The following is a 24,625-nucleotide window of genomic DNA, read 5'->3' on the forward strand; positions in this document are numbered from 1 at the left end:
ATGAGCCTGCGTTTGCGCCTGAGCCTGACCATCGGCGCGGCCTTCGTGCTGATCTGGGCGCTGGCCGCGGCCTGGATGTTCAGCGACCTGCGCAACCAGATGATGTTTTCCCTCGACCAGCGCCTGGTGGCGTCGGCGCGCATGGTCGCCGGCCTGCTGGAACAATTGCCGGCCTTGCCGAGCAAGGGCGAGGGCACCCATTTCAGCGCCGAACAGCTGAACATTCCCGGGGGCATGGCCTGCCAGGTCAGCTCCCTGCGCGGCGAGATCCTCGCCCGCAGCCATAACCATCCCGACGAAAAGCTCGAAGCCGAGCGCATGGGTTTTCACGACCAGATGATCGACGGTGTGCGCTGGCGCAGTTTCACCCTGGCCCGGGGTGACCTGCGCATCACCACCGCTGATCGCCAGGTCGAGCGTGAAGCGCTGAACATGTCGGTGCTGCTGGCCGCCTCGGTGCCGGTCGGCGTGGCCTTGCTCGGTTGCCTGTGGTTGTTGTGGCTGGGGATCGGCCAGGGCCTGGCGCCGCTGAACCGCATGCGCGATGCCCTGATGCGCCGCAGCGCCGACTCCCTGGAGCCGTTGCAGATCCAGCCGCTGCCCAGCGAGCTGCGGCCATTGCTGGAAACCCAGAACCAGCTGTTCCAGCGCATCGGCAAGACCCTCGAACGCGAGCGCCGCCTGACCGGTGACGCCGCCCACGAATTGCGCAGCCCGCTGACGGCGATCAAGACCCACCTGCAAGTGGCGCGGATGACCGACGGCGCGGCCCGCGATCAATCCCTGGCGCGCGCCGAAGAAGGCGCCGACCGTCTGCACCGGACCCTGGAGCAACTGCTGTTGCTGGCGCGGGTCGAAGGCAGTCTGTCGTTCGAGGACGGCGTGCAGTGCAGTGCCGAACAGGTGGCGAAGACCGCGATCCAGGACGCCGCCAGCGGTGCCCGGCAGCGGGTCAGGCTGCACATCGACGAGCGGGTGTCGGCGGCGCCGCTGGAAATGCCCTCGGTGCTGGCCATCGCCGCGCTGCGCAACCTGCTGGACAATGCCCTGCGCCACACCCCGAGCGATGCGCCGGTGGAGCTGAACCTGGAAACCATCGGCAATCGCGTGCGTTTCCAGGTGCGCGACCACGGTGATGGCATTCCCGAGGACGACTTGCAGCACCTGACCCAGCGCTTCTGGCGCAACGGCCAGAGCACCGGTTGCGGCCTGGGCCTGGCCATCGTCCAGGCGATCGTCCAGCGTTGCGGTTGCGTGCTGCACTTCGACAGCCGGCCCGATGGCTTGCGGGTCGAGCTGACCATGCCGCTGCAAGCGGCCTGAGGGCCTATCGCGAGCAAGCTCGCTCCTACAAGAAGGGTTGTGCTGCCCACTGTAGGAGCGAGCTTGCTCGCGAAAAAACTCGAATCGCCACAGTCCCCTGACAATTCGTCCGCTTCCCGTTATCTCCCCACGCAATAAACCCTCGCCTGGGTGTAAATCCTCTCGTCGCTGATGCGTTTCCAGAACAGGAAAACCTGCGAGTGCGCGCTGAACCGGCTGCGTACCTGTGTGGTGTGCGGTTTCGCTCAACTCATCAGCGTGAGGATTCGAGAGATGTCAGTTGCTACCAGCCTTGTCGACGATCAGCCCGCGCGGACCAGTCCCGCGCCTGCCGAGACGCTTTACCAGTTCACCGAATCGCCGTTGCTGGCCCGGCAGAACCAGCAGGAATCCAATGCCCGCAGTTACCCGCGGCGGATCCCCCTGGCGCTCAAACGGGCGAGCGGGATTCATGTCGAGGACGTCGAAGGCCGGCGTTTCATCGACTGCCTGGCCGGTGCCGGGACCCTGGCCCTGGGCCACAACCACCCGGTGGTGATCGAGGCCATCCAGCAGGTGCTGGCCGATGAGCTGCCGCTGCTGACCCTGGACCTGACCACCCCGGTCAAGGACCAGTTCGTCCAGGACCTGTTCGGCCTGTTGCCGCCGGCCCTGGCCGCCGAAGCGAAAATCCAGTTCTGCGGCCCCACCGGCACCGACGCCGTGGAGGCGGCGCTGAAGCTGACCCGCACCGCCACCGGCCGCAGCACTGTGCTGTCGTTCCAGGGCGCCTACCACGGCATGACCCAGGGCGCCTTGAGCCTGATGGGCAGCCTGGGGCCGAAGCGCCCGCTGGGTGCGCTGCTGACCAATGGGGTGCAGATCCTGCCGTTCCCTTACGACTACCGCTGCCCGTTCGGCCTGGGTGGCGAAGCCGGGGTCAAGGCCAACCTGAGCTACCTGGAAAACCTGCTGAGCGATCCGGAAGCCGGCGTACAGCTGCCGGCAGCGATCATCGTCGAAGCGGTGCAGGGCGAGGGTGGGGTGATTCCCGCCGACCTCGACTGGCTGCGCGGCGTGCGCCGCATCACCGAAAAAGCCGGGGTGGCCTTGATCGTCGATGAGATCCAGAGCGGTTTCGGTCGTACCGGCAAGATGTTCGCCTTCGAGCACGCCGGGATCATTCCAGATGTGGTGGTGCTGTCCAAGGCTATCGGCGGCAGCCTGCCGATGGCGGTGGTGGTCTACCGCGACTGGCTCGACACCTGGCTGCCGGGCGCCCATGCCGGCACCTTCCGTGGCAATCAGATGGCCATGGCCACCGGTTCCGCGGTGATGCGCTACCTCAAGGAACACCAGGTGGCCGAGCATGCCGCCGCCATGGGTGAGCGTTTGCGCGAGCACCTGCGGATCCTGCAGCGCGACTATCCGCAGATGGGCGACATTCGCGGGCGCGGCCTGATGCTGGGGATCGAGCTGGTGGACCCGGCCGGCGAGAAAGACGCCCTCGGTCATCCGCCGCAGTTCAGCCGCCTGGCGCCGCTGGTGCAGCGTGAATGCCTCAAGCGCGGGTTGATCCTGGAAATGGGCGGGCGCCATGGCAGCGTGGTGCGTTTCCTGCCGCCGCTGGTGATCACCGCGGCGCAAATCGATCAGGTGGCGGATATTTTCAGCCGGGCGTTGGCGGCGGCGGTCGCCAGCCTCTAATTTTTCATGGGCCTTGAACGTTCCTTATTCACAACCGCTGCGCGTTCAGCGCAGCGAGCCTTATAGCGATGGAGACACGTAATGACTTCAGTATTCGACCGCGAGGACATCCTCTTCCAGGTAGTGGTCAACCATGAGGAGCAGTATTCGATCTGGCCGGACTACAAGGCTGTGCCGCAAGGCTGGCGCACCGTGGGCAAGAGCGGCTTCAAGAAAGAGTGCCTGGCCTACATCGAAGAGGTGTGGACCGACATGCGTCCGCTGAGCCTGCGGCAGAAGATGGACGCCCAGGCGGCTACCAACTGATTACCGCGTACTGACGTTGACCCGTAGCCGCTGCCGCAGGCTGCGATAAGCCCGCCAGGGCTTCGGCGATCTGAAGATCGCCAGCGACCGTTCCGGTCGATCGCAGCCTTCGGCAGCGGCTACAGGGTGCAAAAGCCCGTTGAACCCCGCAGGTCCAGCGGGCTTTTTTGTAGGCGTCAGCCCAGGCGTTTGACGGCCTGCAAGGTGTAGCTCAATGGCAGGCGCCAAGGGGCGTGTTGCAGGTGCCATTCGCCTTGCCCGTCATAGCGCATCTGCCCGGGCAGGGCTTCCCAGGGGATGCTCTGGTGTTCCACCAGGCCGCTGATGTCCAGGCCGTGCTTGAGCAGCGCGCTGACGATTTCCCCCAGGCCGTGGTTCCACGCATGGGTCACCGTGGCCTTGAGCGGTCGGTCGGTACTGACGTAGGTGCTGTCGTCGTCCCACACCAGCGGTTCGTTGCGCTCGAAGTAGGGCAGGTCGACCACCAGCGCATCCTCGCGGCTTTCGTCCAGGGCCCAGAGCATCGGGTGGCCTTCGCGGATAAACAGCCGGCCGCCGGGCTTGAGCAATTCGCTGACATTACGCGCCCAGGTGTCGACGCTGGGCAGCCAGCACAAGGCGCCGATACCGGTGTAGACCAGATCGAACGCGCCTTTGGGCAGCACCTCGCAGGCCTTGTAGATGTCGGACTCGACGAACTCGATGGCGCTCTCGGTGCGCGCCGCCAGGCTGCGGGCTTCGGCCAGGGACGCGGGGGAGAAGTCCAGCCCGGTCATCCGCGCGCCGAGGCGGGCCAGCGACAGGGTGTCGGTGCCGATATGGCATTGCAGATGCACGCCGCGCAGGCCGCTGATGTCGCCCAGCAGCGGCAGGTCGAAACGCACCACTTCGGACAGGTGCCGCGGGTCGTCGACAAACATTTGCGCCTGGTAGTCCGGCGAGGCCGCGTGCAGCGGTGCGCGCTCGTCCCAGTTGGCCTGGTTGAGCTTGAGGTAGTCACTCATGGCGGGGCTTCCTGTCCGTTCGATGGGAGCAGCAGGCTAGCACCGGCGAGGCGGGCGATTCTTGGGGGAATTTGTAAGTGCAGGCAGGCGCCTGTAGCCGCTGCCGAGCCTCAGCGAGGCTGCGATCGCCCGCGGAGCGGGCGCCAAGCCAGGCAACCCCAAGCATCAGACCAGCGTCCGGTCCACGGGGCTGCGCCCCGATCGCAGCCTGCGGCAGCGGCTACAGGAATCGCGGTCGCGCCTCTGTCACCCATTCAGAGCTTGGCGTTCAGCGCCGTTATCACCTGCTTGATATTGTTCTCCAACTCCGCCAGCGGGTCGGCGCTGTCGGTTTGCAGCACCAGCAACTGGCTGCCGGCGGCGCTGATGGCGGCCTTGATCGCGTCGGACGGCTGGCGGTGATGCAGGACGATGGCCACGTCGTTGTCCTTGAGCCGGGTTTGCAGTTGCTGCAGGGCTTCGGGCGTCCACTCGTTGTCGGCGCGGGCGTCGACCTCCAGCAGCTCCAGGTTGAGCCCGCTGACCAGGTAACCGAAGTGGTCGCTGAGGCTGAGCACGCTGAGGTTGTCGGCATTGGCCAGTTGTCCCTCGCTATCGGCGCTGAGCTTGAGCAGGCGCTGCTTGAGGCTGGCCAGGTTGGCGTCGATCTGCGGCTTGGCGGCCGGGGCCAGACGCACCAGATCGGCGGCCAGCACATCGGCCATGCGTCCCAGGTTATTGCTCGACAGCCACGGCTGGCTGTTCAGGCCGTCGCTCTTGCCGGGCTGCAGGGCGACCCCGGGCAGGGCGCCATCCACCGGGCGCGCGGCATCGACTTCGACGATGCGGATGTTGCTGCGCCGCGCATTGGGGTACAGCGGGTCGTCCGGCCAGATCGAGCGCAGGCCGATCACCGCGTCGGCGTCGAGGGCCAGCTTATGCAGCGCCGGGGCGCCGCGACCGGTGAAGTAGGCGGTCTGGCGTGAGCCCGGCAGGTTGTCGGGGGCGGCGCGTTCGAGTCGCACATCGGTGCCTTGCAGCAGCCACTGGGCGAGGCCGAAGGTGATCGGTAGCGAGGCCAGCACGGTGAGCGGCTTGGGTGAGCTGGCGCTGTGCAGCGCCGTGGTGCCCAGGCTCTGGTTGGCGGTGACGCGCATCGGTTCGAAACGGTCCGGCTGGGCCAGGACCGGCGCGCTGCTCAGCCCGCCGAGGGCCAGGGCCAAAGCCAGGGGGCGTGTCAGGTGACGTAATGAACTGTGCATTTATCCGATATTCCCTTTGAGGCTGGGGACAATGCCGCGGGCAACGGCGGCCAGGGCGAAGGCGACACCGGCCACCAGGATGATCGCGGCGCCGGAGGGGACGGGCAGGTCGAAGAGGATCGGCAGCAGGATGCCGCACAGGGTGCTGACCGTGGCGATCAGCACCGAGATCCAGAAAAAGCCCTTGAGCGACTGGCTCAGCAGGCGCGCGGCCGCCGCCGGGATCACCAGCAGGGCGCCCACCAGGATCGCGCCTATGACTTTCACCGCGGCCACGGTGATCAGAGTCACCAGGATCACGAACAGGTAGTCCAGGGTTTTCACCGCGACACCGCGCACCGCCGCCAGTTGCGGGTTGAAGCTGGCCAGCATGATGCGGTTGTACAGCGGCAGGCTCAGGCCCATCACCAGGGCGCCGACGATCAGCAGCACCAGCAGGTCGTTGCCGTTGACCGTGAGCACCGAACCGAACAGCACGTTTTCCAGGATGTGCACGTTGATCTTGCCGGCGAGGATCAGCAGCAGGCTGGCGCCCAGGGCCAGGGACACCGACAGGAACACCCCGATCAGGGTGTCCGGCGCCAGGCCGGTGCGGTTGCGCAGGTAGTTGAGCAGGATGCCGAACAGCAGGCAGTAGCCGAACAGGCTGCCGTAAGGGCCGGTGTAGGGTTCGCCGAGCAGGATGCCGATGGCCACGCCGGTCAGCGCCGCGTGGCCCACCGCTTCGGAGAAGAACGCGAAGCGCTTGACCACTACCAAAGTGCCGAGGCCGCCCAGCACCGGGCCGATCAGCAAGCCGGCGAGCAGGGCGTTGACCACAAACCCATAGGCCAGGGCTTCTGGCAGGTAACCGGAGGAGGCCCAGCCCTGGATCATCAGACGAAAGGCTTCGTAACTCATCAGGCAACACTCCCGCTGACGATATCCGCGCTGCGCGGGTGGGTGGAAAACAGCGTCAGCAGGCGTTCCGGGGTCAGTGCCTGCTGCGGGTGGGCGTCGAACAGCACACGGCGATGCAGGCCGGTGACCCGGTCCGCCAGGCGGCCGACCGCTTCCAGGTCGTGCTCGATCCACAGCAGGGTGATCCCGGCCTGGCGCCAGTCGCCGAGCAGGCGCTCGAAGACCTGGATGCCGGCTTCGTCGAGGGCCGACATCGGTTCGTCCAGCACCAGCAACTGCGGTGCTGGGATCAGCCCCTGGGCCAGCAGCACCCGCTGGCGTTCGCCGCCGGACAGGGCGCCCATGCGCCGCTTGCGTTTGTCCTGCATGCCGACCCGCTCCAGGGCTTCGCCTATGGTCGCGGCGTAATGCCGGCTGAGGCCGAGGAAAGCTGGGCGGCGCTGGCACATGGCGGCCATGAAGTCGTCGACGGTCATTGGCAGGCCGCGGTCGAATTCCAGGGCTTGCGGTACATAGCCGATCACCCCCGGCTCGCCCGGCCATTGCAGGCGCAACTGGCCCTGGTGGGGCATCTGCCCGAGCAGGGTCTTGATCAGCGAGCTCTTGCCGCCGCCGTTGGGGCCGACCAGCGCATGTACGGTGCCGGGCTGCACCTTGAAGTTGACGTTGTCGAGGATGGTGGTGCGACCCAGGGTCAGGCTGACCTGGTCGAATTCGATGGACGGGCCGCGGGCCAGGCTGTGCAGGGCGGTCATGCACCGGCCTCCTGGATCGCCCGGACCACGGTGTCGAGGTTGCCGGCCATTTCCTTCTCGTATTTCTCGGCGCTGTAGTCGCCGTAGGAAATGTGCGACAGCGGGTACAGCTTGACCCCGGACTCGCGCTGGATGGTGTCGACGTAGGTGGAGGGGAAGTCCATCTCGGAGAAGATCACCTTGACGTCCAGTTCACGCAGCTGGTCGATGGTCTTTTTCAACTGGCTCGGGCTGGGCTCGATGCCATGGGCCGGCTCGACCACGGCGGTGACTTCCAGGCCGAACTCGCGCAGCAGGTAATCGTAGGCGGCATGCACCGTGGCCACCCGCAGGTCGGCGTTGGGCGCCTTGGTCAGCTTGGCCAGGGCGTCGGCGCGCATCTGCCGCAGGCGTTTGCCGTAGGCGCGGGCGTTCTGGGTATAGGTCTTGGCGTTGGCCGGGTCCATCTTGCCCAGCTCGCGGGCGATGTTGTTGACCTGGGCGATGGAGGCGCTGATGGACAGGAAGGTGTGCGGGTTGACCACTTTGCCGGCGCCGCGCGCGGCGATGCCGGTGGCGGCCAGCAGCGGCACGTTCTGATTGGCCTCGATCACCGGGATGTCCGGGCGTTCGCTGGCCTCGATCATGCGGTCGGCGAAGTCGTCGTGGCCGACGCCATTGAGCACGATCACGTCCAGGGTGCCGATGCGCTTGATGTCTTCGGCGCGCGGTTCATAGGCGTGGGGGTTGAAGCCGGCGGGAATCAGCGGCACGACCTCGGCCTTGTCGCCGACGATGTTGGCCACGTAGCTGTAGTAGGGGTGCAGGGTGATGCCGATACGCAGGCGCTTGGCCTGGTCGGCCGTGGCGAGAGGGCTGAGCAACAGGGCGAACAGGCTGACCAGCAGCACCCGCAGGAGCGGGCGGCGTTGAGATGAAATAGGCATGGGCTAGCGGTCTTCTCTCGGTGAATGCGTGGGTTCAGTGGCGATGCTGGCGGGTCACTCCGGCATCGAATTGCGCGACCACCTGCTGCCAGCCGGCACTGGCCAGGGCGGCGTCGCTGAGGTCGTCGGGGGCGGCGAGGGACGGGCCGCGGTTGAGCCAGATGTCCGGGACGGCGGCCGGGTCGGCGGCGATGCGCATCAGGAAGGAGCCGGCCACTTGATTGTTCTGGCTGAGGCCGACATAGGCCTGTTGCCGCAACTGCCAGGCATGCCCGCCACGGCTCACCGAGCTGGCGTCCTGGGCAAAGGGCGCGAAACCTTCCTCGGCCAGTTGTTCGGGCGTCGGCAGGGCCTGGGCTTCTTCGCGCAGCAGGCGGATTTCGTCGAGGGTCACCCGCAGGTCGGCGTACAGGCCCTGTTCACCGGCGGTGAGGTCGCGGCGGGCGTCCAGTTGCTGGCTGTCGATGCTGGCTACTTCGCTGGTTTCGCCGCGCCAGAGCACCACGGTGCCGGCCACGCTGAGGATCAACAGGCACAGCAGCAGGACGTAGAGGGTTTCATGGCCGGCACCGGCCGGGCGCACGACTTGGGGGGTGGAGGTGTTCATGGGGCCTCGATGTCGGCTTGGTCGATCTCGACCACGTGGCCGGGGCCGGCGTCGAACAGCACGTAGAACTCGGCGTCGGGCTTCTTGAAGGTCAGGGTGGAGTCGGCGCCCAGTTTGCCGGGCACCAGGATGGTTTCGTCGTAGCCGATCACGTCCAGGGTCACCCCCGGGGCGCCGCTGCCATCGGAGAAGCCGCCGGTGCAGCGGATCTGCTCGCCGTCGATCTGCTTGCACTCGCACATCGGGTTGTGGGCCAGGGCGCCGCCGCTGAACAGGGCGCTGGCCAGCAGGAGTGCGCCGGCACCGAGCAGGCGCTGGCGGGCGGTGGGTACAGCAATCATGGTTTGCCTCCTTGTTGGTTCAGCCAGGCGAGGGTGGCCGGGGATGCCTGGCCCAGGGGGATGGCCGCCTGGTGCATGCTGCCGTCCCAGCCTTCCATGGTGATCCACAGCTCGGCGTCGGCCTTGGTCTTTTCCGGAACGGGCAGGCTGGCCCCCATGCGGTACGGGGTGCCGAAGAAGATCACCCCGGCGGCGCGCAGGCTGCGGGGTTTGCCGATGCGCAGGTAGGTGGCCTTGACCTGGTCGATGCAGGCATCGCACAGGGCGGCATTGAAGCCCTTCATATAGCCGGCTGGCCCCTGAAGTTGCGGCGCTTGGTTGCGCAGTTCGGCCAGGCGCAGGCTCCAGGGCCCGACCTGCACCTCGCCCACCTCGCGTTCGCCCAGGCCGCTGTCGCCACGGGCCAGCGCCGCGTCGGCGAAGTACTTGGGCATGAAGCCGAGGGGGATCAGCAACAGCAGGATGTTCAGGTGGAAACGCCATTTCAGCCAGAACTGGCGCAGGGGCGAAACCGGCATTGGGTTGTCTGTCTTGCTCACAGGTTGCCCTCCGGCGTGTCGCTGTGCAGGGCCACAACCGGGCGCTGGGCGAGGGCGGGACGTGGTGTCTTGGTGCTGCGCTTGAGGGCCGCGGCGGTGGCCAGGGCGGTGCGTTTGGTCCAGATCAGCAGGCCGCTGAGCACCATCATGCTCAGCAGCAGGCCGAAGAAGCACCAGATCAGCTTGATCCAGATGCCGCCGAAATCACCGGTGTGCAGCGGACGCATGGACTCGGTGACGAACTCCAGGGCCGAGCGATGGGACAGCAGGTGCATGGTATCGACCGAGCCGCTGTAAGGATTGAGGTTGGCGGTCTGGTACATCAGCGGGTACCAGCCGCGGCCGCCAATGAACAGGTGGCTGTAGGCATTGCTCGGCAGCATGACGAAGCTGACCTCGAAGCCCGGGATCTGCTGGGTGGCGATGCGGATGGCTTCATCGACGCCGATCATCGGCGCCGGGCTGCCGTCGGCGGAGGTCGGCACGCTTTCGCGGGCGATCACCGGAACTATGGGTTCGCTGGAAAGGGTGATCTGGTTGTCGCCAAGAATCGCCTGGATCAGGAACCAGGTGCCGGTGATGGAGATCACCGCGATGAACCAGATCGACCAGATGCCGCTCAGGCGATGGAAATCGCCCCAGAAAATCCGCGCGCCATGGCGCAGGCGCAGGGTCGGCTTGAGGAAGCCCTTCCAGAACTTCTTGTAGACCACCAGGCCGGTGACCAGCGAGGCCAGCATCGGCAGGCCGAGCAGCGATACCAGGTACCAGCCCCAGCTGTAGCCGTTGGTGAAAGGCACCAGCCACCAGCCGTGCAGGGCGCGGGTGAAGGCCTGGAAGTTGAACTGCGGGCTGACGCCCTGGATGACGCCGGTGTACGGGTTGACATAGACCTCGACGGAACGGCCATCGGGGTAGCTGACGCCCACGGTCAGGGCGAAATGCGCTTCGTCGGGGGTGCTGATGCTTTCGACCAGGGTCTGCGGTTCGGCCTGCTTGATGGCTTTGACGATCTGGTCGTAGCTCAGCGGTTGGGCGTCGCCTGTGGGTTTGCTGGCGCGGATGTCGGGGTTGGCCAGCCAGACGATTTCCTGGCTGACCACGGCCAGGGTGCCGGTGACGCAAACGATCAGCACAAAGAACCAGATGGGCAGGGCCAGCCAGCTGTGAACGAGAAACCAGATTTTCGAGCGGGACTTCTTCGACATTGAGCACGCGTCTTGATTCGAGGAGTGGAGCCGCGGGCGGCTGGTAAGCCCGGAGAGAAACCCGCGGCGTAACCTTCGCCAACGCGACCTGCTGCATCTAATTAAGACGAATGAGAATCGTAAATCCCGAAAGACGATATGAAAGTAAATGTTTCCGCGCGACCAATGGCGTGCGCAAGGCCCGCGCTGTGGGGCGTTGGGGGGGCTATCGCGGGCCAGCCTCGCGCGCTTCTTCTGTAGGCGCGAGGCTGGCCCACGATCAACGGTTTTCAGGCACAGCGCTTATCCCTGCTGTTTAAACATCTCCACGGCCCGTTGCTTGATCTGCTCTTCGCTCAGGTCTTCCTTGCGAGTGGCGAGAAACCACAGGTGGCCGAACGGGTCTTTGAGGGTGCCGCTGCGGTCGCCGTAGAACTGGTCCTTGACCTCGGACACCACCTGGCCACCAGCGGCGATGGCCTGGGCGAACTGTTTGTCGACATCGTTGACGTACAGGTGCAGGCCGACGGCGGGTGATTGGTCGGGATTGCTCAGTGGCCCCTGATCGCAGGGCGTTCCCAGCATGATCGGGCAGTCGCCGATGCGCAGCTCGGCATGGCCGACGCTGCCGTCGGGCATGTCCAGGCGCATGACCTGGATGGCGCCGAAGGCATTCTTGTAGAACTCGATAGCCTCGGCAGCCTGCGTAATCCCCAGGTAGGGCGTGATGCTGGGGTAACCCTCGGGGATGGGTTTGACGCTCATCTCGGTTCTCCTTTCTTGTCATGGGTTTGTCGAAGTGAACCTGGCCGGTTTTCCGGTCGGTTCACTATAGGCCCGGGCAGTCCACTGCCTTGCTTGAGCTGACGAGGTGTCCGCCTGGCAACAGTGATCCGGCGATCAGGAGAAGAGGTGCAGCCGCTGCCGCAGGCTGCGGTCGGGTTGGGGAAACCGATGGGCCGCCCGCTCAGTCGGTTTCCAGCAATCGCGCGCCCGGGCCGCGTTCGCCCAGCTGGTCGCCCTGGTTGCGCAGCGGGCAGTCTTGCATCGACAGGCAGCCGCAGCCGATGCAGCCGTTGAGGCGGTCGCGCAGCAGGGTCAGTTGCTTGATCCGCTCATCCAGCTCAACGGCCCATTGCTCGGACAGCCGCTTCCAGTCGGCGGCCGTCGGTGCGCGGTGGTCCGGCAGGCTGCGCAGGGCCTGGCCGATCTCGGCCAGGGGAATGCCCAGGCGCTGCGCCACCTTGATCAGCGCCACCCGGCGCAGCACTTCCCGCGGATAACGGCGCTGGTTGCCGGCGTTGCGGTTGCTCTTGATCAGACCCTTGGTTTCATAGAAATGCAGGGCGGTGACCGCTACGCCGCTGCGGGCAGCCACTTGGCCGACGGTGAGTTCCTTGTGCACGGTTTCGGGGCTGGGCATGCAGCGCTCCTGCGGGTGGGGAATGAGCAAAAGTCGCTTGACCTTTACTTAACTGGAGGTTTTACCCTGCGGGCCTTCGAATCACAAGATTCCGTTTATCCGTCAGTGGGGACTTGCCATGCACGCGTTTGCGCAAAACCGCAGCTTTACGCAATTGATCGAATTCGAAATCGAACCCCATCAACAATCCGGCCTGGTGTCGGCGCTGTCCGAGCAGACCGAGCGCCTGGCCCAGGGGTACCCGGGTTTCCTGAGTGGCAACGTGCAGGCCAGCGAGGACGGCCGGCGGGTGCTCAACTACCTGCAATGGCAAACCCGGGAAGCCGGCGAGGCGGCCTTCCAGAGTTTCGAGAAGGGCGAACAGGACTTCTGGCAACTGCTGCGTGCTTATCAGGCCAAGACCGTGACCTTTGGCTCGTTCCAGGTGGTGCGCAGCATCGAGCGCAGCCCGGACAACGCGCTGCACTGCCGCCTGGCCAGCTAGATCGACAGTTGCAGGGTGCGCTCGTGCTGGCCGGGTTTTTCCGGCGGGCGGCGCTTGTTCACCGCCAGTTCGCCGATCTTGATCAGCCGGGTGCGGGTGACATTGCGGCTCAGGCCCAGCAGGTTGGCGGTGTGCACCTGGTTGTAGTGGCTGAAGCGGTAGGCCGCGCGCAGCAGCGCGTCCTCGACCTTTTCATGCAGGGCGCCGGCCTGCTCTTCGAAGAGTTTGTGAAAGGCCCGCTCCAGCAGCGCTTCGGCTGAGTCGTCGTGGTTGTGGTGGCTGTCGTCCTGGCGCTCGATACGCATGTTCGACAGGCGCAGGTCGTCGCGCTCGATCACGCCGTCGCGGCAGATCAGCAGGGTGTGGTGGATGACGTTTTCCAGTTCGCGGATATTGCCCGGCCAGCTGTAGCTGCGCAGCTTGTGCTCGGCCTCGCTGCTGATGGTCACGGCGCCGTAGCCCAGGCGCTGGCTGTAGGCTTCGATAAAGTGCCGGGTCAGCGGCAGGATGTCGCCGGGGCGCTCGCGCAGTGGGCTCAGTTCCAGGCTGACCACGTCGAGGCGGTAGTACAGGTCCTCGCGAAAATGTCCGGCGTTGATGGCTTTCTCCAGTTGCACGTTGGTTGCCGCCAGCACCCGCACATCGATGGGAATGCTTTTGCGCGAACCCAGGCGCACCACTTCGCGTTCCTGCAGCACCCGCAGCAACTTCACCTGGATCGCCATCGGCAGGTCGCCGATTTCGTCAAGGAACAGGGTCCCGCCATTGGCCTCTTCGAACCAGCCGGCCTTGGCGCTCAGGGCCCCGGTGAAGGCGCCTTTTTCATGGCCGAACAGCTCGGCCTCCACCAGCGACTCGGAGAACGCGCCGCAGTTCACCGCCACGAAGGGCCGGTTGCGCCGGGCGCTGAGGTTGTGGATATGGCGCGCTACCAGCTCCTTGCCGGTACCGGTTTCGCCGATGATCAACACGCTGGCCTCGCTCGGCGCGACCTGCTGTAGATGCGCCAGCAAGGCCTGGGATTTCGGGTCTTCGAACACCTGGGCGGTGGCCCGGATCGAGGTGGCCAGGGCCGGCGAGGGCGGTAGGGTCAAAAGCTGCATGGACAAGCTCCGGGAGCAGAAGGCTAGGAATAGAAAGTCGGGGTCGGCAGGGACTGGTTCAGGGCCCAGTCACCCAACTCATGGAGTTTGTAATCCACCGGGTCGTGCAGGGTTTGCGTGCGCAGGTTGCGCCAATGCCGGTCCAGGCGCAGGGAGGCGTGGGTGGAGCGGGCACCGGTGACCTCGAACAGGCGGCTGCACAGCTCCAGACCCTGGCGCGTGGTGGCGACCTTGGCGGTGGCGATGGCCGTGGCCAGGTGGCCGCGTTCTTCGGCGCTCAGGTTCGGGCCCTTGGCCCAGGCCTTGTCCAGCAGCTCCGCGGCGCGCTCCACCAACAGGCGCATGCCTTCCAGGGCCACCCAGAAATCACCGTAGTGACCCAGCACATAAGGGTCCTGATAGGCCTCCTGCGCGCTGGACTTATGCCAGGGCCGGGTTTCGGTGAGGGTGTATTGGCGAGCTTCTTCAAAAGCCCCTTCGGCGATGCCGAGAAACATGTGGGTGAAGGTCAGTTGGGCGATCAGTGGGCGCAGGCAGGCGAAGGGCGTGCTCAAGGGCCCCGGGTCCAGCAGCAGTTCCGATTCCTCGACCCGCACCCGCTCGAAGCTGGCGCTGCCGCTGTCGGTCTGGCGCTGGCCCATGTTGTTCCAGTCGTTGTGCAGGGTGATGCCGCTGCGGCCGCTGGGAATGGCGGCAATCAGCAGCTTGCCGCCGTTGCTTTCGTCGACCGCCGAGGCGATGAGCATTTCTGAATCGTTGGCGCCGGAGCAGAAGCTTTTCTTGCCGGAGAACTCGCGCCAGCCGCCGAGGTTCTTCACCAGGGTACGGGTGTCCAGCGGGTTGAGGGCGTTGCCCCAGAACCAGTTCTTGCGCGCGGTCTGTTCGAACCAGGGTTGCCATTGTTCCGGGCGGGCGAACAGGCGCACGGTGGCCAGCATCAGGTGATGGAAGCCGAAGACGTGGGCGATGGAGCTGTCGACTTTGGCGAACTCGCGGACGATGTTCAGGGTCTCGCTCCAGCTGGCGCCGAGGCCGCCGTACTGGGTGGGAATGCTCAGGGCCAGCAGGCCGCTCTGGCGCAGGGCGTCGCGCTGGGCTTTCGGAGTACCGCCGCGTTCGTCGCGTTCGACAGCGGTCAGGGCAAACTCGGCCGCCAGCTGGCGGGTGGTCTGCAAGGGGGACAACAAGGCGCTTTGCGGCTTGGCAGTCACGCGGTGTTCCTCGTTTGGGGCCGGTTGGGCGGCCGTGAAGTCGGTGGGGCTGTGAGGTGAGCGCGGGGCGCTCGATCGCGAGCAAGCTCGCTCCTACAGGGTGCAGGTGGTTTCTGTAGGCGCGAGGCTGGCCCGCGATAGCGTTCTATCAGGCGATCAACACCCTCAAGCCCCAGCCGTTTTTTTGCTCGGCAACACGTCATTGGCGATCATTTCGCCGAACGGCCCGGTGAGGTTGGTCACGCCACGTCCGGCCAGGCTGGCGTAGGGCTCCGGCAGCAGCGGGAACACCAGCTCGGCAAAGCGGTAGGCTTCTTCCAGGTGCGGGTAGCCGGAGAAAATGAAGCTCTCGATCCCCAGGTCCGCGTATTCCTTGATCCGTGCCGCCACCTGCTCGGGGTTGCCCACCAGCGCGGTGCCGGCGCCACCACGCACCAGGCCGACGCCGGCCCAGAGGTTGGGGGCAATTTCCAGGTTGTCGCGCCGCCCGTCGTGCAAGGCGGCCATGCGCCGCTGGCCCTCGGAGTCGAAGCGCGAGAAGGATTGCTGCGCGGCGGCGATGGTGTCGTCGCTGATGTGTTCGATCAGCTTGTCCGCGGCCTTCCAGGCCTCTTCCGCGGTTTCGCGCACGATCACATGCAGGCGGATACCGAACTTCACCGTGCGGCCGTGGCGGGCGGCCCGTTCGCGTACGTCGGCGAGTTTCGCGGCGACCGCGGCCGGTGGTTCGCCCCAGGTCAGGTACACGTCCACCTGTTCGGCGGCGAGGTCATGGGCGGCGTCCGAGGACCCGCCGAAATACAGCGGCGGGTAAGGTTTCTGCACCGGCGGGTACAGGGCCTTGGCGTTCTGCACATGCAGGTGCTTGCCTTCGAAGTCCACGGCTTCGCCTTGCAGCACCCGGCGCCAGATCCTCAGGAATTCGTCGGTGACTTCATAGCGCTCGCTGTGGCTGAGGAAGCTGCCGTCGCCACGGTTCTCGTCGGGGTCGCCGCCGGTTACCACGTTGATCAGCAGGCGCCCGTTGGACAGCCGGTCGAGGGTGGCGGCCATGCGCGCCGAGACGGTCGGCGAGATGATCCCCGGGCGGATCGCCACCAGGTAGCGCAGGCGTTCGGTCAGGGGCACCAGCGCCGAGGCGATCACCCAGGAGTCTTCGCACGAACGCCCGGTGGGGATCAGTACGCCGTGATAGCCCAGGCTGTCCGCGGCCTGGGCCACTTGCTTGAGGTAGTTGAGGGTGACCGGACGCGCGCCCTGGGTGGTGCCCAGGTAATGGCCGTCGCCGTGAGTCGGAAGAAACCAGAAAACATCCATGACAGGTCCTTAAGCGATTTTCAGCAGATTTTTCGGATGCACGCCGAACAGTGGCGCGGCGCGTTCTGCCGCAAGGCGAATGCGGGCCTTCAAGGGCTCGCTGGTGATCTGGTAGTTGGCGAAGTCGGCCTCGGTGGCATAGACCCCGATGGGCAGGGTCAGGGCCTGGAAGAAACTGAACAACGGCCGCAGTTGGTGATCGAGCACCAGGGCGTGACGTTCGCTGCCACCGGTGGCGGCCAGCAGCACCGGGGTGTCGATCAGCGCGTTGAGGTCGATCAGGTCGAACAGGTGCTTGAGCAGGCCCGGGTAGGAGCCGCGGTACACGGGCGCTGCAACGATCAGCAGGTCGGCGCTTTCGATGGCTTGCAACTGCGCTTCGACTTCCGCGGCCAGCTCCTGGCGGGACAGGGCCGCGCCCAGGGGGCGGGCGATGTCGCCCAGTTCGATGAGCGTGCTCTCGATCGGCAATTGCCCCGCCAGTTCGGCGAGCAGGGCCTGGGTCAGCACCAGGGTGCGCGAGGGGCGCCAGGTTCCACCGGACAGGGCAACGACTTTTAATGGACGCGACATGATCAGTTCCTTTGTTGAACAGGGCTCAACGAGCAGTGAGTAGTCCCAGGGCTTGAGCAAGAGCTGTACCAGCGACGCAAAGCCTTGAGTGGCGGGGCTTGTGGCGCTGTTGCAGGAGCAGACTGTTGTTGGGAAGACACTGTTTTGTTGATTGGCTGTTGCCTGGCGAACAGTTGCTCAGGCAACAGCAGGCGGCGCGATGGGCCTGTTATAAAGGCTTACTGATATTCCTAAAAAATACTTTATTTCCATATTTATAGGTCTTTTAGGAATATGTGAGGCTGTGATGGGCGGCGATAGGGGGAATCGATAGCCACTATCGAGCGTGATGATTTCTGTCCCGGTAAGGGCGACGGTAGCCTGTGTCCATTGCCTCGCAGCCCAGATCCAGGAGCTTTTGCCATGAACCGTTCGCTTGTCTTTTCCTTGCTTGTCGCCACTGCGGTGCTGGCCGGTTGTGCCAGCCAGCCGGGCCCGGAATCGCGCCCTTACACCGCCGAGGAAACCCGCGAACTGGCGCTGGAAGCACTGAACCGGCGCGGACTGTCCTTTGACGAATACCAACAGAAGAAGGCCGAGCTGCTTGCCCCGCAACGGACCTTCGGTTTCGACCGGCAGGGCGAAATGAACGCCGAGCACAGCGTGACCCTGCATGGCCGGGCCAGCTGATTTGTCGATCTGCCACGGCCTTGCCTGCGCAGGCTGACGGACTGCCGGTGAGCATCGGCAAAACCTGTGATGATTTCCCCCGCCTTGCGCCTTGTTCTTCGGCCCCCTGGCCGAACCTTGCTTAACCCGGCTCCCGGAGCCTGTTAAGCTGCCCCTCGGGAGCGTTCCTACGCACTTTTAAATGAAGTTGTCCTTCTTTAACTGCATCCGATCGGGTATTGCTGACGGTCTGCCGTTTTTGCGTTGCCGAAAGGGCGCGTATCAGCGTTCGGCACCGAGCGAACCTTGATCCTGGAACAGGCTCTGCGGGTATTTTTGCGATGAATAAACGTCCTCTCTATTTCGACTACGCCGCCACCACGCCGGTGGACGAGCGAGTCATTCAGGTGATGGTGGAATGTCTGGGGTTCAACGGTAACTTCGGCAATCCGGCGTCCAGTTCCCACGCCTTCGGTCAACAGGCCCGGCGCAGCGTCGAGCTGGCGCGCCAGCAGGTCGCCCAACTGGTGGGCGCGGCGCCCGAGCAGATCGTCTGGACCTCCGGCGCCACCGAATCCAACAACCTGGCGCTCAAGGGCGTGGCCCAGGCCCGGGGCTTCTCCGGCGGGCACATCATCACCAGCCAGATCGAACACAAGGCCATTCTCGACACCGCCAGCCAGTTGCAGGCTGCCGGCGTGGCCGTGACTTACCTGGTGCCGGACAGCGACGGGCTGATCACGCCCGAGGCGGTCAGCGAGGCCCTGCGCGACGACACCTTCCTGGTGTCGCTGATGCTGGTCAATAACGAACTGGGCACGCTCAACGACATCCCGGGCATTGGCCGTGTGGTCCGCGAGCGCGGGGCGCTGCTGCATGTCGACGCGGCCCAGGGCGCGGGCAAGGTGGCGATCGACCTGGCGCAGTGGCCGGTGGACCTGATGTCCTTTTCCGCCCACAAGATTTACGGCCCCAAGGGCATCGGCGCGCTCTACGTCGGCCCGCGCGCGCAGCAGCGCTTGCAGGCGCAGATCCACGGCGGCGGCCATGAGGGTGGCTTGCGCTCCGGGACGCTCGCGACCCATCAGATTGCCGCCATGGGCGCCGCCTTTGCCCTGGCCGCCGAACACTTTGACGAAGAAGCGGCGACCATCGCCCGTCTGCGCGAGCGTCTGCTCGAACAATTGGCCGACGTGCCGGGGCTACGCCTGAACGGCAGTCCGGCCCAGCGCATTCCCCACACCTTGAGCCTCACCTTCGGTGAAGGGGAGTTCAACCCGGCGGCCCTGAGTGCCTCCATCGCGTTTTCCGCGACCTCGGCCTGCAACTCGGCGAACAATGCGCCGTCCCATGTGTTGCTGGCGCTGGGGCTCGACGCCCGGGCGGCGGGGCGGACCATCCGCCTGAGCCTGGGGCGTTTCACCACCGAGCAGGACATCGATCAGGCCGTCCAGCTGATCAAGGCTTCATCCGCCAATGCACCGGCGTTCTGGGCGGTTGCCCAACCCTGAGGGTCGATGCCCTCGGTATCCAATAACAATGATTGACCTGGTAGCAGGAGACACAATGAGTACGCAGCCCTTGACCAATGGAGTGGTCCCCCAGCGCCTGGCGCGCACCCGCGAGCTGATGAACCGCGAAGGCATTCATGCCCTGCTGGTGCCGTCGGCCGACCCGCATCTGTCGGAATACCTGCCCGGTTACTGGCAAGGTCGGCAGTGGCTGTCGGGTTTTCACGGTTCGGTCGGCACCCTGATCGTGACGGCGGATTTCGCCGGGGTCTGGGCCGATAGCCGTTATTGGGAACAGGCGACCAAGGAACTCAAGGGCAGCGGCATCGAGTTGGTCAAACTGTTGCCGGGCCAGCCCGGCCCGCTGGATTGGCTGGCCGAACAGACCCCGGAAGGGGGCGTGGTCGCGGTGGACGGCGCGGTGATGGCGCTGGCTTCGGCGCGTACCCTGGGCAACAAGCTGCAGGAGCGCGGTGCTCACCTGCGCACCGATATCGATCTGCTGAACGAAGTCTGGAGCGACCGCCCGAGCCTGCCGGACCAGCCGATCTACCAGCATTTGCCGCCCCAGGCCACGGTCGGCCGGGTCGAGAAACTCGGCAAGCTGCGCGAAACCCTGAAAGAGCGAGGCGCGGACTGGCATTTCATCGCCACCCTCGACGACATCGCCTGGCTGTTCAACCTGCGCGGCGGCGACGTCTCGTTCAACCCGGTGTTCGTCTCCTTCGCCCTGATCGGCCAACAGCAGGCGACGCTGTTCGTGGCGCTGAGCAAAGTCGATGACGCCTTGCGTGCCGTGCTGGAACAGGACGGCATCACCCTGCGTGACTACAGCGAAGTGGCCGCGGCCCTGAGTGCGATTTCCGACGGCGCCAGCCTGCTGGTGGATCCGGCGCGGGTTACCACCGGTTTGCTGGATAACCTTGGGAGCGGTGTGAAGCTGCTGGAAGGCCTGAATCCGACGACCTTGGCCAAGTCCCGCAAAAGTCTGGCCGATGCCGAGCATATCCGCCAGGCCATGGAGCAGGACGGTGCGGCGCTTTGCGAATTCTTCGCCTGGCTGGAGTCGGCCTGGGGCCGTGAACGCATTACCGAGCTGACCATCGACGAGCACCTGACCGCGGCGCGCACCCGTCGCCCGGGTTATGTGTCTCTGAGCTTCAACACCATCGCCGCGTTCAACGCCAATGGCGCGATGCCGCATTACCATGCCACCGAAGAAGAGCACGCGGTGATCGAAGGCGATGGCCTGCTGCTGATCGATTCCGGCGGCCAATACCTGGGCGGCACCACGGACATCACCCGCATGGTCCCGGTCGGTACCCCGAGCGCCGAGCAGAAGCGCGATTGTACGCGGGTGCTCAAGGGTGTGATCGCCTTGTCCCGGGCGCAATTCCCGCGGGGCATCCTGTCGCCGTTGCTGGACGCCATCGCCCGCGCGCCGATCTGGGCCGAAGGCGTGGACTACGGGCACGGCACCGGTCATGGCGTGGGGTACTTCCTCAATGTCCACGAAGGCCCGCAAGTGATCGCCTATCAGGCGGCGCCAGCACCGCAAACCGCGATGCAGCCAGGGATGATCACCTCGATCGAGCCGGGTACTTATCGTCCGGGCCGTTGGGGCGTGCGCATCGAAAACCTGGCGATGAACCGTGAGGCAGGCACTACCGAATTCGGCGAGTTCCTCAAGTTCGAAACCCTGACTCTATGTCCGATCGACAGCCGCTGCCTGGAACCTTCGCTGCTGACCCAGGACGAGCGTGAATGGCTCAACGCCTACCACGCTGAAGTGCGTCGGCGCCTGAGTCCGCTGCTGCAGGGTGCGGCGCTGGAATGGCTGAATACCCGTACCGCAACCCTCTGAACGTGAATCGCTCTGCCGGCTTTGGGCCGGCAGCGCGAATTGCGTTGTTTGTCTTACCGAAGCTTTGGCTTAGCTCAGGGCTTCGAGGACAAAGTCCAGGCGATCCTGGCCGAAGAACAACTGGTTATCGACGAACATGCTCGGCGCGCCAAAAACGCCGCGTTGCAAGGCTTGTTCGGTCTTGTCCTTGAGGGCGTTCTTGACCTCTTCATCGTTGGTCAGGGCCAGCACCTCTTGCGGATCGAATCCTCCCTCACTGAGTACCGCGGCAACGGTGGCCGGATCGTTCAGGTTGCGCTTCTCGACCCAGAGTGCGCGGAACAGGCAGTCGATAAAGGCGATAAAACGCTGTGGATGTCGCAGTTGCATGCCGGTCACCGCGCGCATCAGCAGCAGGGTGTTGATCGGGAAGTGCGGGTTGAATGCCAGTGGTACCTCATAACGTTTGGCATAACGCGCCAGGTCCTGAAGCATGTAGCGTCCTTTGGCGGGGATGCTGATTGGCGAGACGTTGCCAGTGACCTTGAACACGCCACCGAGCAACATGGGTTGGTAAATCAGTTGGCTGCCTGTCTGGGCACAGATCTTTGGCAATTGGGTGTAGGCCAGGTAAGAGGTCGGACTGCCCAGGTCGAAAAAGAACTCGACGGTTTTGCTCATCGGTAATGCTCCTTTTTGTTGTTATGGGGGAGGGGTTACCAGCGTTCGTTCCAGGGCCGCAGATCCAGTTCGAAGGTCCAGGCATCCCGTGGCTGGCTGTGTAGATGCCAGTAGTTGTCGGCGATGTGCTCGGGGTTGAGGATGCCGTCTTCATCCTTGAGCGCGTATTTTTCCGGGAAGCTGTTGCGGATGAAGTCCGTGTCGATGGCGCCATCGACCACCACATGAGCAACGTGGATGTTCAGCGGTCCCAGTTCCCGGGCCATGCTTTGCGCCAGCGCGCGAATGCCATGCTTGGCTCCGGCAAAGGCGGCAAAGCCCGCAGCGCCGCGCAAGCCCGCGGTGGCGCCGGTGAACAGGATGGTCCCGCGTTTGCGAGTGGCCATGCGCTTGGCCACTTCCCGCGCATTGAGGAAACCCGAGAAGCAGGCCATCTCCCAGATCTTGAAGTACTTGCGCGCTGTTTCTTCAAGGATGCTGCAGGGCACGTTGGCGCCGATATTGAACACCAGGGCTTCGATCGGACCGATCTCGCGTTCGATCTGTTCGATCAAGGCAATCACTTCTTCCTCTTTTCGAGCATCGCAGGCGAACCCATGGGCTTCGCCTCCCGATTGCTGGATGGCCTCCACCAGGGGCTGCAACTTGTCCGCGCTGCGTCGGGTGACACAGGCGACAAAACCTTCCCGGGCAAAACGCTTGGCAATTGCACCGCCTGTGGCATCGCCGGCTCCGACGACCAAAACGACTTTCTTGTTTTCTGTGGCTGTAGTCATGGTGGGATCGCTCTATTGATAAACGGTCGTTAACTAAACGAACGTTATGCTACGATCCGCCGAGCGTCAAGGCGAAGAGAGGAGAGGGGCGTCATGCGTTATTCAGCCAGTCACAAGCAGGAAACCCGGGAACGGCTGCTGCAGAGCAGCGCGGTGTCAGCGAAAAAGGAAGGGTTTTCGACTGTGGGGGTCGATGGCCTGATGAAAGCGATCGGGCTGAGTGGTGGGGCGTTCTACAGCCACTTTTCATCCAAGGATGAGCTGTTCGGTTCTATTGTCGAACGTGAGCTGAGCCAGAGCCTTGAGCGTCTGGGGGGCGATGGTGAGCAAAGCCGGATGCGGCTTGAGCGCTGTCTCAAGCACTACTTGAGCATGGCGCATGTCGAGAGTCCTGAAACAGGATGCGCCTTGCCAACCTTGGGCGCGGAAATCTCACGGGCGGACGAGGGGGTTCGACAGCAGGCGCAAGACTGGATTTGCCGTTTGCAGCAGAGTTGGGCGCGCACCCTGGGCAGCGACAGCCTGGCCTGGTCGATTCTGTCGCAATGCGTGGGAGCGTTGGTGGTTGCGCGAATGCTGGTCAGTCCGGACATTCAGCGCCAGGTCCTGAAGTCGAGCCATGACGAAATTGTTCGTCAATTGCCAACGCAGGATGTGCAGTAGGCAGGTGCTGCCTACTTGCAGATGACGATCATGCTGCGACTGGTATAGCCGGCGGGATTCAGGCCGAAGGGATAGTCGCCCGGATCCTCAACTGTATCTCCGGACTTGGCGATCACCTTGTAGCCTTTGGGGCCGCAGGAGGCAGCAGCGCTGGCGTAGCATTTGTCCCAGGAGGAGGACAGGCCGGAGCAGTTGATATGCAGGCCCTTCTTTCCGCGCTTGACCTCGGTTTTCGAAGTTGCGGCGCAACCTGCGATGGCCAGTACGGCTAACAGAATCAAAAAACGTTTCATTCCTGTCCCTATTGCTGATCCCGGATCTGTTGTCCGGGTTCGACTGCGTTAGCTGTCACTTTGGCGTCTGTGCGGTCCTTGCCTGAAAAATCCATGACTGGCGCTGAGTTACAGCGCCTAAACATGGCCTAATTGAGCGGCAAATACCAGAGCTATGTACAACCAGGAGTCAATCCGCTGCGACCAAAGGTTTCGATTCGCTGCGCATGGTCAGGGTCGCACCCACTGACGCCAGGATGATGCAGGCAATAGCCAGCCACTGCGCGAGCGACAGGAACTCGTGGAGGAACAGCAGCCCGGACAAGGCACCAAAAGCAGGCTCGATACTCATCAGCGTGCCGAAGGTTCTCGCCGGCATTCGGGTCAGGGCGACCATCTCCAGGCTGTAGGGAAGGGCGGTGGAGAGAATGGCCACGCCGATGGCTATGGGGATCAGGCTGGGCGTTAGCAAGGCGGACCCTGCATGCACGATGCCGATAGGCGCCACGAACAAGGCAGCAATCATCACGCCCAGCGCTGCAGTCTGGATGCCATTGTCGGCCCCGGCCTTTTGCCCGAACAGAATATAGAGCGCCCAGCACACTCCGGCTCCCAAGGCATAACCCGCGCCGATCAAGTCGATACCAGCGCTCGTATCGCTGGTTGGAATCAACAGCAGCAGACCGATAATCGCCAGGGCGATCCAGAGAAAGTCGATGGCTTTTCGTGAAGCATAAATGGCCACGGCAAGTGGGCCGGTGAATTCCAGGGCCACGGCGATTCCCAGAGGAACGCTGCGTAGCGACATATAGAAGAGAAAGTTCATTCCACCCAGCGCCATGCCATAGACGATGACGGTGCGCAGGGACTTGGCGGTGAGCTTCGCGCGCCATGGGCGCAATAGCAGCAGCATGATGACGCTGGCGAAAATCAGACGCAATGTGGTGGTGCCTTGTGCGCCCACGATCGGGAACATGCTTTTGGCCAGTGAGGCGCCGGACTGGATGGACGCCATGGCAATAAGCAGCAGTCCCACCGGGAACAGGATCGAGGCTAGGCTGCGGGGCTGGTCATTCATGGCAAGGCATCATCCAGGTCAGGTGGGAGGTTTGGCGCGCCGACATGATGCTTAACTAAAAACGCTTGAGCAATATATTGCTCATGATGTTTCTGCTCTTCTTATATAGAGAAGGATTCATCCGTTTTTGCAGGTTATTGATAGAAAAGACAAATTAGGGGTTGACGGCAGATTCTGGAAGTCTATAATTCGCCCCACTTCCGGCGCAGTCGAAACGGAAAACTCCT

The 24,625-nt window shown here is 64.3% G+C and carries 27 protein-coding genes; 8 read left to right on the top strand and 19 right to left on the bottom strand.

The window, feature by feature from the left end; translation table 11 throughout:
* The 3 genes from AC07VU_RS19035 (at position 1) to AC07VU_RS19045 (ending at position 3,315) form a co-directional block, all read left to right on the top strand.
* Positions 1-1,323 carry an ATP-binding protein gene (locus tag AC07VU_RS19035; RefSeq protein ID WP_007922870.1) on the top strand — a complete coding sequence of 441 codons (1,323 nt, stop codon included), beginning with the start codon at positions 1-3 and terminating at the stop codon, positions 1,321-1,323.
* Positions 1,324-1,596: 273 nt separating this feature from the next.
* Positions 1,597-3,009: an aspartate aminotransferase family protein gene (locus AC07VU_RS19040; protein ID WP_495030251.1), complete on the top strand. Its 1,413-nt coding sequence runs from the start codon at positions 1,597-1,599 to the stop codon at positions 3,007-3,009.
* 81 nt (positions 3,010-3,090) lie between these two features.
* Entirely contained in the window at positions 3,091-3,315 is a 225-nt protein-coding gene (locus AC07VU_RS19045) for an MbtH family protein (protein WP_016704262.1), read from the top strand.
* Between the two features lie 176 nt (positions 3,316-3,491).
* Here AC07VU_RS19045 and AC07VU_RS19050 read toward each other — a convergent pair whose 3' ends face one another.
* From AC07VU_RS19050 to soxR, 11 genes are all read right to left on the bottom strand, one after another.
* Entirely contained in the window at positions 3,492-4,319 is an 828-nt protein-coding gene (locus tag AC07VU_RS19050; protein ID WP_495030252.1) for a class I SAM-dependent methyltransferase, read from the bottom strand.
* A 254-nt stretch (positions 4,320-4,573) separates the two neighbouring features.
* On the bottom strand, positions 4,574-5,560 hold the full coding sequence (locus AC07VU_RS19055; RefSeq protein ID WP_277589330.1) for a metal ABC transporter solute-binding protein, Zn/Mn family: 987 nt from the start codon (positions 5,558-5,560) through the stop codon (positions 4,574-4,576).
* On the bottom strand, positions 5,561-6,460 hold the full coding sequence (locus AC07VU_RS19060; RefSeq protein ID WP_085531635.1) for a metal ABC transporter permease: 900 nt from the start codon (positions 6,458-6,460) through the stop codon (positions 5,561-5,563). It lies immediately after the preceding gene.
* Positions 6,460-7,215, bottom strand: a complete 756-nt coding sequence (locus tag AC07VU_RS19065; RefSeq protein WP_274304221.1) for a metal ABC transporter ATP-binding protein — start codon at positions 7,213-7,215, stop codon at positions 6,460-6,462. The genes AC07VU_RS19060 and AC07VU_RS19065 overlap by 1 nt, the downstream gene beginning before the upstream one ends.
* Positions 7,212-8,141 (bottom strand): metal ABC transporter substrate-binding protein, encoded by a 930-nt coding sequence (locus tag AC07VU_RS19070; RefSeq protein ID WP_007930423.1) that lies wholly within the window; start codon positions 8,139-8,141, stop codon positions 7,212-7,214. The genes AC07VU_RS19065 and AC07VU_RS19070 overlap by 4 nt, the downstream gene beginning before the upstream one ends.
* Positions 8,142-8,175: 34 nt before the next feature.
* Positions 8,176-8,748 (bottom strand): DUF6162 family protein, encoded by a 573-nt coding sequence (locus AC07VU_RS19075; protein WP_495030253.1) that lies wholly within the window; start codon positions 8,746-8,748, stop codon positions 8,176-8,178.
* Positions 8,745-9,089, bottom strand: a complete 345-nt coding sequence (locus AC07VU_RS19080) for a hypothetical protein (protein WP_274304219.1) — start codon at positions 9,087-9,089, stop codon at positions 8,745-8,747. Before AC07VU_RS19080 ends, AC07VU_RS19075 begins: the two co-directional genes overlap by 4 nt.
* Complete coding sequence (locus tag AC07VU_RS19085) at positions 9,086-9,607, bottom strand: PA2404 family protein (RefSeq protein WP_053262111.1); 522 nt, start codon at positions 9,605-9,607, stop codon at positions 9,086-9,088. The genes AC07VU_RS19080 and AC07VU_RS19085 overlap by 4 nt, the downstream gene beginning before the upstream one ends.
* A gap of 17 nt (positions 9,608-9,624) precedes the next feature.
* Positions 9,625-10,836 carry a PepSY-associated TM helix domain-containing protein gene (locus AC07VU_RS19090; RefSeq protein WP_274304218.1) on the bottom strand — a complete coding sequence of 404 codons (1,212 nt, stop codon included), beginning with the start codon at positions 10,834-10,836 and terminating at the stop codon, positions 9,625-9,627.
* 282 nt (positions 10,837-11,118) lie between these two features.
* The gene (locus tag AC07VU_RS19095) at positions 11,119-11,580 is read right to left on the bottom strand and encodes a VOC family protein (RefSeq protein ID WP_274304217.1); all 462 of its coding nucleotides are present in this window, start codon (positions 11,578-11,580) and stop codon (positions 11,119-11,121) included.
* A gap of 202 nt (positions 11,581-11,782) precedes the next feature.
* Positions 11,783-12,238, bottom strand: coding sequence for a redox-sensitive transcriptional activator SoxR (gene soxR, locus AC07VU_RS19100; protein ID WP_274304216.1), 456 nt, complete (start codon positions 12,236-12,238; stop codon positions 11,783-11,785).
* A 118-nt stretch (positions 12,239-12,356) separates the two neighbouring features.
* Between soxR and AC07VU_RS19105 the strand changes: the two genes are divergently transcribed.
* On the top strand, positions 12,357-12,722 hold the full coding sequence (locus tag AC07VU_RS19105) for an antibiotic biosynthesis monooxygenase (RefSeq protein WP_085531627.1): 366 nt from the start codon (positions 12,357-12,359) through the stop codon (positions 12,720-12,722).
* Here the strand turns inward: AC07VU_RS19105 and AC07VU_RS19110 are convergent.
* From AC07VU_RS19110 to msuE, 4 genes are all read right to left on the bottom strand, one after another.
* Positions 12,719-13,825: a sigma-54 interaction domain-containing protein gene (locus tag AC07VU_RS19110; protein WP_085531625.1), complete on the bottom strand. Its 1,107-nt coding sequence runs from the start codon at positions 13,823-13,825 to the stop codon at positions 12,719-12,721. The two genes, AC07VU_RS19105 and AC07VU_RS19110, sit on opposite strands and share 4 nt — an antisense overlap.
* 23 nt (positions 13,826-13,848) lie before the next feature.
* Positions 13,849-15,036 carry an acyl-CoA dehydrogenase family protein gene (locus AC07VU_RS19115; protein WP_457274532.1) on the bottom strand — a complete coding sequence of 396 codons (1,188 nt, stop codon included), beginning with the start codon at positions 15,034-15,036 and terminating at the stop codon, positions 13,849-13,851.
* 165 nt (positions 15,037-15,201) lie between these two features.
* Positions 15,202-16,353 carry an FMNH2-dependent alkanesulfonate monooxygenase gene (gene ssuD, locus AC07VU_RS19120; RefSeq protein ID WP_457274531.1) on the bottom strand — a complete coding sequence of 384 codons (1,152 nt, stop codon included), beginning with the start codon at positions 16,351-16,353 and terminating at the stop codon, positions 15,202-15,204.
* Between the two features lie 9 nt (positions 16,354-16,362).
* Positions 16,363-16,926: an FMN reductase gene (msuE, locus tag AC07VU_RS19125; protein WP_007930411.1), complete on the bottom strand. Its 564-nt coding sequence runs from the start codon at positions 16,924-16,926 to the stop codon at positions 16,363-16,365.
* A gap of 402 nt (positions 16,927-17,328) precedes the next feature.
* Here msuE and AC07VU_RS19130 point away from each other — a divergent pair, with 402 nt between their 5' ends.
* From AC07VU_RS19130 to AC07VU_RS19140, 3 genes are all read left to right on the top strand, one after another.
* Positions 17,329-17,595 carry a hypothetical protein gene (locus AC07VU_RS19130; RefSeq protein ID WP_009044883.1) on the top strand — a complete coding sequence of 89 codons (267 nt, stop codon included), beginning with the start codon at positions 17,329-17,331 and terminating at the stop codon, positions 17,593-17,595.
* A gap of 320 nt (positions 17,596-17,915) precedes the next feature.
* Positions 17,916-19,085, top strand: a complete 1,170-nt coding sequence (locus AC07VU_RS19135) for a cysteine desulfurase family protein (RefSeq protein WP_277589324.1) — start codon at positions 17,916-17,918, stop codon at positions 19,083-19,085.
* A gap of 55 nt (positions 19,086-19,140) precedes the next feature.
* Entirely contained in the window at positions 19,141-20,949 is a 1,809-nt protein-coding gene (locus tag AC07VU_RS19140; RefSeq protein ID WP_277589323.1) for an aminopeptidase P family protein, read from the top strand.
* A 69-nt stretch (positions 20,950-21,018) separates the two neighbouring features.
* Here AC07VU_RS19140 and AC07VU_RS19145 read toward each other — a convergent pair whose 3' ends face one another.
* Together AC07VU_RS19145 and AC07VU_RS19150 are read right to left on the bottom strand one after the other, a co-directional pair.
* Positions 21,019-21,609, bottom strand: coding sequence for a 2-hydroxychromene-2-carboxylate isomerase (locus AC07VU_RS19145; protein WP_495030254.1), 591 nt, complete (start codon positions 21,607-21,609; stop codon positions 21,019-21,021).
* Positions 21,610-21,644: 35 nt separating this feature from the next.
* The gene (locus AC07VU_RS19150; protein WP_495030255.1) at positions 21,645-22,385 is read right to left on the bottom strand and encodes an SDR family oxidoreductase; all 741 of its coding nucleotides are present in this window, start codon (positions 22,383-22,385) and stop codon (positions 21,645-21,647) included.
* 93 nt (positions 22,386-22,478) lie between these two features.
* On the opposite strand from AC07VU_RS19150, the gene AC07VU_RS19155 reads away from it, so the two are divergent.
* Positions 22,479-23,048: a TetR/AcrR family transcriptional regulator gene (locus AC07VU_RS19155; protein ID WP_495030256.1), complete on the top strand. Its 570-nt coding sequence runs from the start codon at positions 22,479-22,481 to the stop codon at positions 23,046-23,048.
* Positions 23,049-23,059: 11 nt separating this feature from the next.
* Here AC07VU_RS19155 and AC07VU_RS19160 read toward each other — a convergent pair whose 3' ends face one another.
* The gene (locus AC07VU_RS19160; RefSeq protein WP_009044877.1) at positions 23,060-23,341 is read right to left on the bottom strand and encodes a hypothetical protein; all 282 of its coding nucleotides are present in this window, start codon (positions 23,339-23,341) and stop codon (positions 23,060-23,062) included.
* A 169-nt stretch (positions 23,342-23,510) separates the two neighbouring features.
* Entirely contained in the window at positions 23,511-24,398 is an 888-nt protein-coding gene (gene rhtA / locus AC07VU_RS19165; RefSeq protein WP_457274529.1) for a threonine/homoserine exporter RhtA, read from the bottom strand.
* Positions 24,399-24,625: the final 227 nt, after the last annotated feature.

The sequence above is a fragment of the Pseudomonas sp. GW821-FHT02B10 genome (genome assembly GCF_059421865.1).